Genomic DNA, 13,758 nt, shown 5'->3' on the forward strand with positions numbered 1-13,758 from the left:
GCTGGAGCCGGGCAGGCTCTACAACATCGGCTTCGCCATCCATGATGATTACAGCGCCGCCCGCTGGCACCACGTGTCGGTGGGCTACAAGCTGGGGCTCGACAACCCCGACGCCGAGATCAATGTCACGGCCCAGTAACCGTGTCCGGTCCGGCGATCCGCTCCCCGCGGATCGCCGGGACCACCGGCAGGAGAGGCGGAACGAACCGCCCGAACACCACAGGAGGTACAGCCAGATGATCAGAATGTCTCCGACACTGCTGTGCGGGATGCTGCTGGTACTCGCCACCGGGGTCCGGGCCGGTGGTGAGCCGGTGGAGATCACCATTCGCGACTACGCGTTCCAGCCCGCGGCGATCACCGTGCCGGCCGGCACCACGGTGCGCTGGGTCAACCGGGAGAAGCGCCAGTATCACAGCGTCTGGTTCGAGGCGCTGGGCGAGCCGGAGCCCGACTACATCTTCCCGGAGGAGTCCTACGAGCGCAGCTTCGACTCGCCGGGCGAATTTCCCTACCGCTGCGGACCCCATCCGGAGATGCGCGGCATGGTAACGGTGAGCGAGTGAGCGGGTGCCCGGCATGATCCCGTTGCGACTTGCCCGCCCGGGCGTCGCCCTGCTGCTGCTCGGCATCGCGGCCGCCGGCGTGGCCGGGCCGGCGCCGGCCCGGCAGGCGGAGCTGCTGCACATGCTGCGCCACGACTGCGGCTCCTGCCACGGCATGACCCTGCGCGGCGGGCTGGGACCGCCGCTGCTGCCCGAAACCCTCGGTCCGAAGGACCCCGACACGCTCACCGCCACGGTCCTCCATGGCCGGCTGGGCACACCCATGCCGCCCTGGCGCGGCATCCTGACCGCCGACGAGGCGGCCTGGCTGGTGAAGATTCTGCGCGAAGGAGTTCCCGATGCCCCGTAACCTGTCCGGACTGGCCCTACTGTTGCTCCTGGCCCTGTTGGCCGGCGGCTGTGCCACCCACCCGGTCTCCGAAGCGCCGGGCCTGCGCGCCACCGGCGACCTGGGCCTGGTCATCGAGCGCGCCGCGGGCCGCGTGGCACTGGTGGAGACCACCGGGCGCACGAAGCTCGCCGAGATCGAGGGGCTGGGGGATCTCTCCCACGCCTCCATCGTCTACTCCCGCGACGAGCGCTACGCCTACGTCTTCGGCCGCGACGGCGGCCTGACCAAGGTGGATCTCCTGCGCCCGGGCATCGTGCGCCGGATCATCCAGTCGGGCAACAGCATCGGCGGGGCCATTTCCCAGGACGGCCGGCTGGTGGCGGTCTCCAACTACGAGCCGGGCGGGGTGAAGATCTTCGATGCCGACACCCTGGAGCTGAAGCTCGACATCCCGGCCACCTACGGCAGCGAGGGCAAGCGCTCCAAGGTGGTGGGGCTGGTGGACGCCCCCGGGCGGCGTTTCGTCTTCAGCCTCTATGACGCCGGCGAGATCTGGATCGCCGACCTGTCCGACCCGGCGCAGCCCGAGGTGCGCCGCTTCCGGGATATCGGGCGGCTGCCCTACGACGGGCTGGTGACCCCCGACGGCAGGTACTACATCGCCGGCCTGTTCGGCGAGGACGGCCTGGCGCTGCTCGATCTCTGGAATCCCGATGCCGGCGTGCGGCGCATCCTGGCCGACTACGGCCGCGGCAACGAGAAGCTGCCCGTCTACAAGATGCCCCACCTCGAAGGCTGGGCCATGGCGGGCGGCTATGCCTTCCTGCCGGGGGTCGGTCATCACGAAGTGCTGGTGATAGACCGCGACACCTGGACCCAGGTGCGGCGCATTCCCGTCCACAGCCAGCCGGTGTTCGTCATGGGCCGCCCCGACGGCCGCCACGTGTGGGTCAACTTCGCCTTCCCGGACAACGACACCGTCCAGGTCATCGACGTGGCCACGCTGGAGGTGATCCATACCTTCAGGCCGGGCAAGGGCGTGCTGCACATGGAGTTCACCCCCCGCGGCGAGGAGGTGTGGGTCTCCGTGCGCGACCTGGACCGGGTGAAGGTCTACGACACGCAGACCTTCGAGCAGCTCACCGAGATCGAGGCCGACAAGCCCAGCGGGATCTTCTTCACCCCCCGGGCGCACCGGATCGGCCTGTAGCCGAGGCTTCACAGTCCGGGGACCGCGCAGCGGGCCCGGTACGGAGGGAGAGCGGAATGGGACATGCCGGCAGCAGAACACCGGAACCGCGGGAGACGCCCGCGGCCTGGGCCGGGCTGAGCGAGCTGGAGCGCCGCCTGCTCAACGATTTCCAGCGCGACTTCCCCCTGGTGCCCGAGCCCTGGGCGGAGCTGGCCCGGACCCTGGGAACGGAGGCCGCCGTGGTCACCGAGGCGCTGTGGCAGCTGCGCGGCCAGGGCATGGTGAGCCGCGTCGGCCCGGTGTTCCGGCCCCACAGCGTCGGCACCAGCACGCTGGCCGCCATGGCGGTGCCGCCCGAGCGGCTGGAGGCGGTGGCCAGGCAGGTCAGCGCCTGTGCGCAGGTGAATCACAACTACGAGCGCGAGCACCGGCTCAACCTCTGGTTCGTCGTGGCCGCGGCCGATGAGGCGCAGCTCGAACGCTGTCTCCGGGACATCACCCGGGAGACGGGCCTGGAGGTGCTCTCGCTGCCCCTGCTGGAGGCCTATCACCTGGACCTGGGCTTCGACCTCCACGGCAAGCGTCGCCGCCGGCAGCCGCCGCCCGGGCACGCCGCACCGGCGCGGACCCGCCTGCGGGATCCGGCCGATCTCGCCCTGGTGGCGGCCGTGCAGCAGGGGCTGCCCCTGGTGCCGCGCCCCTTCGCGGCCGTGGGCGCCCAGGCCGGGCTGGCGGAGGCGGAGGTCATCGAACGGCTGCGGGCCTGGCATGCGGGCGGTGTCATCAGCCGCATCGGCGTGGTGGTCCGTCACCACGAGCTGGGTTTCCGCGCCAACGCCATGGTGGTGTGGGACATACCGGACGCACGGGTGAGCGAGACCGGCTGGTGCATGGCGGGCTTCGACTTCGTCACCCTCTGCTACCAGCGGCCGCGGCGGCTGCCCCGGTGGCGCTACAACCTCTTCTGCATGATCCACGGCCGTGACCGCGAGGAGGTCCTGGAACAGGTGGCGGAGCTGGAGCGGGGCTGCGGGCTCGAAGCCGCACCCCACGAGGTGCTGTTCAGCGTCCGCCGCTTCAAGCAGTGCGGCGCGCGCTACCAGGGCTTCGGCAACGGCGCGCGGCCGCAGGCGCGCAGCGCATGAAGCTGGACGCCCTCGACCGGGCCATCATCAACGGTCTGCAGGGCGGATTCCCCGTCTGCGAGCGGCCCTACGCCGCGGCCGCCGCGCGGCTCGGCACCACCGAGGCGGAGCTGATCGAACGGCTGGAGCGGCTGCTCGAAGCGGGACTGCTGAGCCGTTTCGGCCCCATGTACCACGCTGAGCGCATGGGCGGCGGGCTGACCCTGGCCGCCCTGCATGCCGGGCCGGAGGCCTACGAGCGGGTGGCCGAACAGGTCAACGCCCACCCCGAGGTGGCCCACAACTATGCCCGCGAGCACCACCTCGACATGTGGTTCGTGCTGGCCACCGAGACTCCGGAGCGCATCGCCGAGGTGATCGCGGCGATCGAGGCGGAAACCGGCTGCCGGGTGTTCAACCTGCCCAAGCTGGAGGAGTTCTTCGTCGGGCTCCGGTTCGAGGTCTGAGAAATGCCTGGCCACAGAGGGCACATAATGCACAGAGAGCAGCGGGAAGACGGAGGATGGGGGTCCCGGATGGGGCCGCCCCACCGGGGGGAGGCGCCGGGGATGGGCTGCGGCGTCATGGGTGCGGATGCCGCGGATTTCCTCCGTGCACTCTGTGCCCTCGGTGGCACAGCATGGCCCAACCCGCGGGTATCGGCCAAATGGCGTTGAGCGAAGCGCAGGATGATCGCGCCATAGACGCGCTGGACCGGGCCATCGTCGCCGCCACCCAGGCGGGGCTGCCGCTGGTGCCGGAGCCCTACCGCCAGGTGGCCGAGGCGCTCGGGGTGGAGGCGGAAGAGGTGATGGCACGCCTGCGGCGCATGCTGGAGAGCGGTGTCATCCGCCGCATCGGCGTGGTGCCGAACCACTACGCCCTGGGCTACCGCGCCAACGCCATGGTGGTCTGGGATCTCCCGGACGCGCGCATCGCCGAGCTGGGGCGGCGCATCGGGGCGCTGGAGTTCGTCAGCCACTGCTACCACCGCCCGCGCCATCCGCCCGAGTGGCCCTACAACCTCTTCACCATGGTGCACGGGCGCAGCCGGGAGGAGACCGAAGCCAAGGTGGGCATGATCGCCGCGATGCTGGGCGAGGCCGACCGCGGCCACCAGCTGCTCTACAGCAGCCGCATCCTGAAGAAGACCAGCCTGCGGCTGGGCGGCTGAGGCTTTCACCCCACGACTTGACCTGGGTAAAGGCGGATAGCGCCGCAGTACACTAGATCACCATACACGGGCGAACAGGCCGGAGGGACCATGTTCCGGGTCACACAGTATCTGCAGTATCTGGAGAATCCCACCCCGCCGGGGCCGCTGCGCGCCCCGCCGGGGCCGGTGGTGATCTGGAACCTGGTGCGGCGCTGCAATCTCACCTGCAAGCACTGCTACTCCATCTCCGCCGACACCGATTTCCCCGGCGAGCTCTCCACCGACGAGGTCTACCGGGTGATGGACGACCTCAAGGCCTTCGGCGTGCCGGTGCTGATCCTCTCCGGCGGCGAGCCGCTGCTGCGCCCGGACATCTTCGACATCTCCCGCCGCGCCAAGGCCATGGGGTTCTACGTGGGGCTGTCCAGCAACGGCACCCTCATCGACGCCGGCGCCATCGACGCCATCGCCGCGGTGGGCTACGACTACGTGGGCATCAGCATCGACGGTCTCGAGCAGACCCACGACCGGTTCCGGCGCAAGGAGGGCGCGTTCCGGGAGGCCCTGCGCGGGGTGCGGCTGTGCCGGGAGCGCGGGCTGAAGGTGGGGCTGCGCTTCACCCTCACCCGCGACAATGCCCACGATCTTCCGGCGCTGCTCGACCTGATGGAGGCCGAGGGGGTGGACAAGTTCTACCTCTCCCACCTCAACTATGCCGGCCGCGGCAACAAGAACCGCGGCGACGATGCGGTCCACCGCATGACCCGCGAGGCCATGGATCTGCTGTTCGACACCGCCTGGCGCCAGATCCAGGCGGGGCGGCCGCGGGAGTACGTCACCGGCAACAACGACGCCGACGGCGTCTACCTGCTGCAGTGGGCGCGCAGCCGCTTCCCGGCGCGGGTGGTGGCGGGGCTCGAGGAGCGCCTGCGCCGCTGGGGCGGCAACGCCTCGGGAGTGAACGTGGCCAACATCGACAATCTCGGCCACGTGCATCCCGACACCATGTGGTGGCACCACGATCTCGGCAGCGTGCGCGAGCGTCCGTTCTCCGACATCTGGATGGACACCCGCGACCCGCTGATGGCCGGTCTCAAGCAGCACCCGCGCCCGGTCACGGGCCGCTGCGGCCGCTGCCGCTGGCTGGCGATCTGCAACGGCAACACCCGCGTGCGCGCCCACCAGCTCACCGGCGACTACTGGGCCGAGGATCCCGGCTGCTACCTCACCGATGCGGAGGTGGCGCCGGAGCAGCCCGAACCGCGGGTGCGGGCGGGATGAGGCCCATGCCGCGAAGAGCCACCCAAGGCGGCAGCCGCTCCGGGAATGCGCCGGCAGCGGCGCGGGCGCCCCTGCGCGAACCCGGGGAGGGCTGAAGGTGGCCGGCCGGGAGCACTGGGAGGAGGTCTACACGGCGAAGGCCGAGGACCAGGTGAGCTGGTTCCAGGAGCGGCCCACCTGCTCCCTGGAGCTGATCCGGGCCACCGGCCTGGGCCCGGCGGAGCGGCTGGTGGACGTGGGCGGCGGCGCTTCGCGGTTGGTGGATGCCCTGCTGGAGGAAGGCTACCGGGACATCACCGTGGTCGATATCGCCGGGACGGCCCTGGCCCAGGCCCGCGCCCGCCTGGGCGCGCGGGCGGCGGCGGTCGCCTGGCGCGCGGCCGATGTCCTGGCCGGCGGCCTGGGCGGTCCCTTCGCGCTCTGGCACGACCGGGCGGTATTCCACTTCCTGACCGCTGCGGAGCAGCGGGCCCGCTATCGGGAGGTCCTGGAGGCGGAGGTTCCACCGGGCGGCCAGGTCATCATCGCCACCTTCGCCCACGATGGGCCGGAGCGCTGCAGCGGCCTGCCGGTGGCGCGCTACACCCCGGAGGAGCTGGCGGCGGAGCTCGGTCCCGGCTGCGAGCTGCTGGAGACGCGCGCCGAGCGGCACCGCACGCCGGCCGGGGCGCTCCAGTCGTTCATTTTCTGCCGTTTCCGGCGCCGGTGAGGGCCCATCGAGCCGCCCCCGGTCCACGCACTGAGAGAGGGTTATGAGGTTTCCACTGATGCGTATCCTGATCCTCCTGGGCGGGCTCCTGGCCGCGGCGCCGGCCTGGAGCACCCCCGACGCCCACACCCTGTTCCTGCAGCACTGCGCCGCCTGCCATGGCGGTGATCGCCTGGGCGCCATCGGCCCGGCGCTGCTGCCGGAGAACCTCGGCCGGCTGCGGCCGCAGGAGGCGGCCAGGGTCATCGCCGAGGGACGCCCCGCCACCCAGATGCAGGGCCTGGGCAAGGTGCTCGACGCGGCGGAGATCGAGGCGCTGGTGGCATACATCTACAGCCCGCTGCCCGCCGTCCCGGAGTGGGGCATGGATCAGGTCCGCGCCAGCCAGGTGGTGCACGTCCCGCCCGGGAGCCTGCCCGACCGCCCGCTGTTCGACGCCGATCCCCTCAACCTGTTCGTGGTGGTGGAGCTGGGGGATCACCACATGACCCTGCTCGATGGCGACCGTTTCGAGCCTATCCACCGCTTCCCCACCCGCTTCGCCCTCCACGGCGGGCCCAAGTACACCCCGGACGGCCGCTATGTCTTCACCGGCTCCCGCGACGGCTGGGTGAGCAAGTTCGATCTCTACAACCTCCAGCTGGTGGCGGAGGTGCGGGCCGGGGTCAACCTGCGCAACATCGCCGTCTCCGCCGACGGCCGCTACGTCATCGCCGCCAACTACCTGCCCCACACCCTCACCATTCTCGATGCCACGGACCTCGCGCCGCTGAAGGTAATCCCGGTCACGGGCGCGGACGGCAAGAGCTCACGGGTCAGCGGCGTCTACACCGCTCCGCCCCGCAACAGCTTCGTGGCCGCCCTCAAGGACCTGCCCGAGATCTGGGAGATCTCCTACGCCGACGAGCCGCGCGCGGGCTTCGCCGGCGGCTGGATCCATGACCACCGGGCCGACTCCGGCGATGGTGCGCCGGCGGAGCGGTTCCCCGTGCGCCGCATTCCGCTCGACGATTACCTGGACGACTTCTTTTTCGATCAGGACTACCTGATGGTCATCGGCGCCTCCCGCGACGGCGGGCGGGGGCAGGTGGTGGATCTGGACACGGCGCGGAAGATCGCCACCCTCGACATCCCGGGCATGCCCCACCTGGGTTCGGGCATCACCTGGGAGCGGGACGGGCACACCGTGATGGCCACCCCCAATCTCAAGGAGGGCTCGCTCAGCTTCATCGACATGGGGAGCTGGAAGGTGATCAAGCGGCTGGAGACCCTCGGCCCCGGCTTCTTCCTGCGCAGCCACGAGAACAGCCCCTATGCCTGGACCGACGTCTTCTTCGGGCCCAACCGCGACGCGGTCCACGTCATCGACAAGCAGACCCTGGAGATTGTCAAGACGCTGCGTCCGGCGCCGGGCAAGACCGCCGCCCACGTGGAGTTCACCCGCGACGGCCGCTACGCCCTGCTCAGCATCTGGGACATGGACGGCGCGGTGGTGGTCTACGACGCGCGGACCCTCGAGGAGGTGAAGCGCATCCCCATGGTGAAGCCATCGGGCAAGTACAACGTCTGGAACAAGACCCGCTACACCGAGGGCACCAGCCACTAGGCGCCTGTCGCAGTCGAGGCCGTTGCGCGGCCCAAACAATTTCCTGCCATCGCTCGAGTCCGACGGGCTTCCGGCCCCGGGGTGCAACACGGTGCACTAGACTTTCAGATGAGATTTCTCCGCAAGCGGGGTCAGGTATGGACAGATGTTGCCGTCGGGGCCCGCTGGCAGCGGCTATCCTGCTGTGCGCCGGTATTGCCGCCGCCGATGAACCGCCCGGGGTGACCCTCGGCGCCACGGTCATCTTCAACACCAAGTGCGCCAACTGCCACGAGGGGGAGTGCAGCGGGCGGTTGAGCTTCTATGACCTGCCCAAGGAGTCGGCGGACAACCATATCCGCCGCTATGCCGGCAAGGTGAAAGGCCCCGTGGTGCGTCAGCTCCAGTATCTGCTGGAGCAGATGAAGACGACCTGTCGCTTCTATCCCATGCCCGTGGCCACCCCCCCGGGGCAGCGCTGGGAGGCCAGGGCCCTCGACCAGCTGGCGCTGCCCGACGGGCTGTGGCACTTCGTCCCGCTCGGCCCCCTGGGATGTGGGTCATGGCGGGTGGAAGTCACCGTGGCCACCAATGCCATCATGCGCGCCGAGATCATCGCTGCCGATTTCGACTTCATCGATGACGAGTATCTCTACCTGCGCGCCGGCACCACCGGTGTGCTCGCCTTCGACGTGGAGCGTCCCCAGGCGCATTACCTGCGCATCGAGGCCCGGGTGCCCGTGGAACTCTCCTCCGTTGCCGTGATTCCGGCGGAGTGAGGATGCCATCCGCCGTGGAGAAACCCGGATTCGACCGGCACGCCCCGCCATGATCACCGTTGGCCTGCTCGGCTGCGGCAACATCGCCGGCCTCATCGCCGCCCACCGGCCGGGGAACATCCGCATCGCCGCGGTCTACGACCGTCACGTCGAGCGTGCCGACGATCTCGCCGGGCGCCTCGGCGCACTCGCCTGTCACGATTTCAATGAATTCATGGCCGCCGACTACCGGGTGGCGGTGGAGGCCGCCTCCATCGGCGCGGTGGTCGACCACGGCGAGGCCCTGCTCGACTCGGGTCGCGACCTGGTGTGCCTGAGCGTCGGGGCCCTGGCCGATACCGCCCCGCGGGAGCGGCTGGTGGCGGCGGCTCGGCGTGCGGGACGGGTGCTGCGGGTGCCGAGCGGCGCCCTGTTCGGCCTCGACAACGCCAAGGTGGGGCGGATCTCGCGGCTCACGCGGGTCCTGCTGCGCACCACCAAGCCGCCGCGCGCGCTGGGCCTGGAAGCCGGCGCGCGGCAACTGCTGTTCCGGGGCGCGGCGGGCGAATGCATCCGCCGCTATCCGAAGAACGTCAACGTGGCCGTGGCCCTGTCGCTGGCCACCGGCCGGGAGGCGGAAGTGGAGCTGTGGGTGGATCCGGCGGTGGAGCGCAACACTCACGAGGTGGTGCTCGAGGGCGAGTTCGGCGCGGTCGTAATCACCGTGCACAATTTGCCGAGCCCCGACAATCCCGCCACCAGCAGGCTCGCGGCGCTGTCCGTCCTCGCCCTGCTTTCGGATCTGGACAACCCGCTGGTGGTCGGTACCTGAAATGCCCTGTACCTTGACCCGTCTACCGCTGCACCCTTTACCGTGCCCGCTTCCGACAACCACACGACGAGGTGATGAGCATGAGTGAGGAGGTGATGAACAAGGAGCGCTGGGTCGAGGTCTTCGTGGCCGCGGGGCTGGACGAGCCGCAGATGCGGCGCTGGCACGCCGAGTTCGAGCGGCGCTACCCGGCCGGCCACCGGGATTTCCTCGAGTGGCTGGGCCTGCCAGCCGCCGAGGTGGCCGCAATCCGCAGCGACATCGGCTGAAAGAAGCGGGGCGGTGCCGCCCGGTGCCGCCCCGCCGTCCTCGGGAGACGACTCATGTTCACCATTGGCCGGCTGGCGCGGCGGTTCGGGCTGTCCCGTGCCACGCTGCTCTACTACGACCGGATCGGATTGCTGCGTCCCGGTGCGCGCTCGAGTGCCGGCTATCGGCTCTACACCGCGGCCGACTGCCGGCGCCTGGAGCAGATCCGCCTCTACCGGGAGACGGGGCTGGCCCTGCAGGAGATTCGCCGGCTCCTCGACGCGCCGGGTGGCGCTCACCGCGGCGTGCTGGAACGGCGGCTGTTGCAGCTGAATGCAGAGATGCAGTCCCTGCGTCGCCAGCAGCGGGTTCTGCTCGGACTCCTGCGCGGTGGCGGCGCCACCCCCCCGGCGCGGGCCATGGACAAGGGGCGCTGGGTGGCCCTCCTGCGGGCCGCCGGCATGGGCGAGGCGCAGATGCGGCGCTGGCACGTGGAGTTCGAGCGCGCGGCGCCGGAGGCCCATGCCGATTTCCTCGAGTCCCTGGGCCTGGATGCCGGCGAGGTGGAGGCGATACGGGCGTCATCGCGCGCGGGGTGATGCCGGCAGCCGTTGCGGCGGCGGTCCAGGGCGGGAGGGAGGCTCACGCGCGGTGCGGTCACGCCGGCGGCGGCTCCTCCGCCGCCATCTCCCGCAGTCCCCGCAGCGCCGTGTCCAGGGCCTCCGCCCGGTTGTGGAGGGGGTAGACCACGTAGGCCGGCATGGTGAATACCGGGCTGTTCGCCACCTGCCACAGCCGCCCCTGTTCCAGCAGGGGGCGGACCATGCGGGCCGGGAAGTAGGCGGAGCCGCCGTTGCGCAGCAGGTACTGCATGGCGAGCCAGCCGATGTTGGCGGTGAGTGCCGGGGGCGGGGTATCCGGGTAGCGGGTGGTGAACTGGGCGTGGAACTCCTGGCCCCAGTCGATATGGACGTAGTCCGCATCCGGCCAGCCGCGTTCGGGCGCGGTGCCCACCAGCAGCAGCGATTCGTCGAACAGCCGCTCGGTGCCGAGCCCCGGCCGGCTCTCGGGGGTGTACATGACTCCGATGTCGACGGTGCCCTGCACCAGCCCCTGGATCATCTCCTCCTCCATGCCGATCTCCATGCGCAGGGAGATGTCCGGCGCCATGCGCCGCATCCACTGCGCCCAGCGCGGCAGGAAGCCCTCCCACAGGGCGATGCGTCCCGCCAGGGTCAGGCTGCCGCGGAAGCCCGCCGGGAGGCCCACTTCGTGACAGGCCTGCTCGAGGGTCTGCACCAGGGCCTTGGCGTGGCGCAGGAAACGCTGCCCGGCGGGGGTGAGCTCGGCGCCGCCCCGGCCACGCTGGAACAGCCGTGCCCCGAACCGGTTTTCCAGCGCCTGGATGCGCGCGCTGACCGTGGACTGGGTGACGTGCAGGCGGGCGGCGGCGCCGACGAAGTTGCCGGCGGCAGCCACGGCGAGGAAGGTGCGGGCGAACTCGATGTCCATGGCGGCTTCTCACTTGTATCGTATATTCCGATATTAAAATACAAAAGATATCGTTTGTCCGATGAAAGTGCCGATCCTACCCTGTGCCCAATGAATCACCGGCGGATGGTTGCCGGTCGGACAGAGCGAGGAGGGTTGAAGATGATTGCGGATACCAGCGGAAACACGGTCGTCACCGACGACGAGGGCTACCTGGTGGACCCGGCCGCCTGGGACGAGACGGTGGCCAGGCAGCTTGCGGACCAGGAGCGGGTGGATCTGACGGACGAGCACTGGCAGGTGCTCCGCTTCATGCGCGGCTACTACGAGGAACACCGGATTATACCGGACGCCCGTTTCGTCATGCGCTTCCTGGCCGATGAGCTGGGTTACGGCCGCAAGGCGCAGAACTACCTGTTCAAGCTCTTCCCCTACGGCTACGTGAAGCAGGCCTGCAGGATCGCCGGGATGAAGCGCCCGCGCGCCTGGAGCACCGGCTGACCTGCCGGGCCCTCGGGGGCAGGCCGCACAGGCAATCGGCGCCTGCCAGGCCGGGACATCCGGATGAACCGGCACTCCCCCAGGCGGCGGGTGAGGTTCGGTTGCACGAGGCGGTCGCGCGGAGATCCAGCGCCGGGCCGGATTGAACCGGCGGCGGTCCGCTGTTGTCGATCCAGCCAGGGCCCTCGCCATTTTCCAGTGCGCAGGGGCGGGTCCGGCGCAAGGCCCGGGGGCATTCCCAGGGCCTTGCGCCGGCAGGACGACCACAACTCCAGGGAGACCGCATGGGCGCCACCCAGAAGCTGCGCGAGATCGGGCAGAGCCTATGGCTCGACAACATCACCCGCGGGCTGCTGACCCGCGGCACCCTGCGGCGCTACCGCGACGAACTCGGGGTGACGGGCCTGACCTCCAATCCCACGATTTTCGACCACGCAATCCGCAACGCCGACTTCTATGACGAGGCCATCGGCCGGGAGCGCGCCGCCGGCAGGTCCGGCGAGGCGCTGTTCTTCGCCCTGGCCCTGGAGGATCTGGGGCGGGCCGCGGACCTTTTCCGCCCGGTGCATGACGCCACCGGCGGGGTGGACGGCTGGGTATCGCTGGAGGTCTCGCCGCTGCTGGCGGACGATACCGCCGGGACCGTTGCCGCGGCGGCCGCGCTCCATGCCCGGGGCGGGCGGCCCAATCTCTTCATCAAGATTCCAGGCACTCCCGCCGGCATTCCCGCCATCGAGGAGGCGATCTTCGCCGGAGTGCCGGTGAACGTCACGCTGCTCTTCTCCCGCGAGCACTACCTGGCGGCGGCCGAGGCCTACCTGCGCGGGATCGAGCGGCGCATCGATGCCGGTCTCGATCCGCGGGTGGGTTCCGTCGCCTCGCTGTTCGTCAGCCGCTGGGACGTGGCGGTGCAGGAGGAGGCGCCCGCCGGTCTGCGCAACCGCCTCGGCATCGCCGTCGCCAGGCGCACCTACGGGGCCTACCGCGAACTGCTCGCCTCACCGCGCTGGGACCGGCTGGCCGCGGCCGGCGCCCGACCCCAGCGCCTGCTCTGGGCCAGCACCGGCACCAAGGACCCCGGGGCCCCGGAGACCCTTTACGTGGAGGCGCTAGCGGCACCGGACACCATCAACACCCTGCCCGAAAAGACCCTGCTCGCCTTCGCCGAAGGGGGGGCGGTGAATGCCGTACTGCCGGAGGACGGTGGCGATGCCGAGGCGGTGCTGGCCGAATTCGCGCGCACCGGCATCGACGCCGCCGCACTGTCCGAACGGCTGCAGCGGGAGGGCGCCCGGGCCTTCGTGAAATCCTGGAACGCCCTGCTGGCCCTGCTTGGGGAGAGGGCGCCGACGTGATCGGGACGCCGGGCTCGCGCTGAGGGTGGCTGCGTCCGGAACCGGGGATCGCCGCCGGCGCCGCCCCGGGCCCGGGCCTGGTGACGTTGCCCCATGACCGGGCACGGTCCGGTCCCGACGCAATCCACGTTCGATCCCGGAAGTGTCCCTTACTCGCCCTTGCCGGTGAAGCGGACGATGCGGCGGCGGTCCTTCTTGCTCGGGCGGTGTGCCGGTGCCGGCGCCGAGGCCGCCAGGAAGCGGCGCTGCTCGGCCAGCGCCTCGCGGGCGGCGATGCTCTCCGGGGTCTCCTCGTAGAGCTGCCGGGCGCGGCTGGCCGGGCCGCGGCGCTCGTCCAGCCCGCGCACCACCAGCGTCCGCCGGCAGGGGTCCTGGGTCACCTCGATGGTGGCGCCCTCCTGCACCAGCCGGCCCGGCTTGCTGCGCTCGCCGTTGTAGTGGACCTTGCCGCCCTCGATGGCTTCCTGGGCCAGGGCCCGGGTCTTGAAGAAGCGGGCCGCCCACAGCCACTTGTCCAGGCGCACCCTCTCCGGCGCCGGGCCGGCGGGGGCATGGTCGTGTTTCCTCTGGTGGATCTTCTGGCGGGGCATGGTTTCGTGAATGCGTGAATGCGTGAATGCGTGAATGC

At 70.5% G+C, this 13,758-nt stretch carries 17 protein-coding genes; 15 read left to right on the forward strand and 2 right to left on the reverse strand.

Annotation, left to right across the window (positions count from 1 at the left end; genetic code table 11):
* Positions 1–236 precede the first annotated feature (236 nt).
* From DFQ59_RS03105 to DFQ59_RS03165, 13 genes are all read left to right on the forward strand, one after another.
* Complete coding sequence (locus DFQ59_RS03105; protein ID WP_114278184.1) at positions 237–566, forward strand: cupredoxin domain-containing protein; 330 nt, start codon at positions 237–239, stop codon at positions 564–566.
* Positions 567–579: 13 nt separating this feature from the next.
* Positions 580–915, forward strand: coding sequence for a c-type cytochrome (locus DFQ59_RS03110; RefSeq protein WP_114278185.1), 336 nt, complete (start codon positions 580–582; stop codon positions 913–915).
* Positions 905–2,107, forward strand: a complete 1,203-nt coding sequence (locus DFQ59_RS03115; RefSeq protein ID WP_114278186.1) for a cytochrome D1 domain-containing protein — start codon at positions 905–907, stop codon at positions 2,105–2,107. Before DFQ59_RS03110 ends, DFQ59_RS03115 begins: the two co-directional genes overlap by 11 nt.
* Before the next feature lie 56 nt (positions 2,108–2,163).
* A complete protein-coding gene (gene ahbB / locus DFQ59_RS20170) occupies positions 2,164–3,234 on the forward strand; it encodes a siroheme decarboxylase subunit beta (protein WP_170142007.1) in 1,071 nt (356 codons plus the stop codon).
* Complete coding sequence (locus tag DFQ59_RS03125) at positions 3,231–3,680, forward strand: Lrp/AsnC family transcriptional regulator (RefSeq protein WP_211314760.1); 450 nt, start codon at positions 3,231–3,233, stop codon at positions 3,678–3,680. Before ahbB (DFQ59_RS20170) ends, DFQ59_RS03125 begins: the two co-directional genes overlap by 4 nt.
* 173 nt (positions 3,681–3,853) lie before the next feature.
* Positions 3,854–4,387, forward strand: coding sequence for a siroheme decarboxylase subunit beta (gene ahbB / locus DFQ59_RS03130; RefSeq protein ID WP_245937155.1), 534 nt, complete (start codon positions 3,854–3,856; stop codon positions 4,385–4,387).
* A 90-nt stretch (positions 4,388–4,477) separates the two neighbouring features.
* Positions 4,478–5,650 carry a heme d1 biosynthesis radical SAM protein NirJ gene (nirJ, locus tag DFQ59_RS03135; RefSeq protein ID WP_114278188.1) on the forward strand — a complete coding sequence of 391 codons (1,173 nt, stop codon included), beginning with the start codon at positions 4,478–4,480 and terminating at the stop codon, positions 5,648–5,650.
* Positions 5,651–5,747: 97 nt separating this feature from the next.
* The gene (locus DFQ59_RS03140) at positions 5,748–6,359 is read left to right on the forward strand and encodes a methyltransferase domain-containing protein (protein ID WP_114278189.1); all 612 of its coding nucleotides are present in this window, start codon (positions 5,748–5,750) and stop codon (positions 6,357–6,359) included.
* A gap of 58 nt (positions 6,360–6,417) precedes the next feature.
* Positions 6,418–7,965 (forward strand): cytochrome D1 domain-containing protein, encoded by a 1,548-nt coding sequence (locus DFQ59_RS03145; protein ID WP_211314761.1) that lies wholly within the window; start codon positions 6,418–6,420, stop codon positions 7,963–7,965.
* A 137-nt stretch (positions 7,966–8,102) separates the two neighbouring features.
* Positions 8,103–8,723 carry a hypothetical protein gene (locus DFQ59_RS03150; protein WP_147275157.1) on the forward strand — a complete coding sequence of 207 codons (621 nt, stop codon included), beginning with the start codon at positions 8,103–8,105 and terminating at the stop codon, positions 8,721–8,723.
* A 49-nt stretch (positions 8,724–8,772) separates the two neighbouring features.
* On the forward strand, positions 8,773–9,534 hold the full coding sequence (gene nadX, locus DFQ59_RS03155) for an aspartate dehydrogenase (protein ID WP_114278192.1): 762 nt from the start codon (positions 8,773–8,775) through the stop codon (positions 9,532–9,534).
* A gap of 80 nt (positions 9,535–9,614) precedes the next feature.
* Positions 9,615–9,803 (forward strand): MerR family transcriptional regulator, encoded by a 189-nt coding sequence (locus tag DFQ59_RS03160; protein ID WP_114278193.1) that lies wholly within the window; start codon positions 9,615–9,617, stop codon positions 9,801–9,803.
* 54 nt (positions 9,804–9,857) lie between these two features.
* On the forward strand, positions 9,858–10,382 hold the full coding sequence (locus DFQ59_RS03165; RefSeq protein ID WP_114278194.1) for a MerR family transcriptional regulator: 525 nt from the start codon (positions 9,858–9,860) through the stop codon (positions 10,380–10,382).
* Positions 10,383–10,440: 58 nt separating this feature from the next.
* Here the strand turns inward: DFQ59_RS03165 and DFQ59_RS03170 are convergent, their stop codons facing one another.
* Positions 10,441–11,295 (reverse strand): LysR family transcriptional regulator, encoded by an 855-nt coding sequence (locus DFQ59_RS03170; protein ID WP_114278195.1) that lies wholly within the window; start codon positions 11,293–11,295, stop codon positions 10,441–10,443.
* 141 nt (positions 11,296–11,436) lie between these two features.
* Between DFQ59_RS03170 and DFQ59_RS03175 the strand changes: the two genes are divergently transcribed.
* Both DFQ59_RS03175 and tal read left to right on the forward strand, forming a co-directional pair.
* Complete coding sequence (locus DFQ59_RS03175) at positions 11,437–11,775, forward strand: TusE/DsrC/DsvC family sulfur relay protein (protein ID WP_114278196.1); 339 nt, start codon at positions 11,437–11,439, stop codon at positions 11,773–11,775.
* A gap of 284 nt (positions 11,776–12,059) precedes the next feature.
* Complete coding sequence (gene tal, locus DFQ59_RS03180; RefSeq protein WP_114278197.1) at positions 12,060–13,130, forward strand: transaldolase; 1,071 nt, start codon at positions 12,060–12,062, stop codon at positions 13,128–13,130.
* A 149-nt stretch (positions 13,131–13,279) separates the two neighbouring features.
* On the opposite strand, the gene hslR is transcribed toward tal, so the two are convergent.
* Positions 13,280–13,720: a ribosome-associated heat shock protein Hsp15 gene (hslR, locus tag DFQ59_RS03185; RefSeq protein ID WP_114278198.1), complete on the reverse strand. Its 441-nt coding sequence runs from the start codon at positions 13,718–13,720 to the stop codon at positions 13,280–13,282.
* Positions 13,721–13,758: the final 38 nt, after the last annotated feature.

This window comes from Thioalbus denitrificans, from assembly GCF_003337735.1.
GTDB classification, from domain to species: Bacteria; Pseudomonadota; Gammaproteobacteria; order DSM-26407; family DSM-26407; genus Thioalbus; species Thioalbus denitrificans.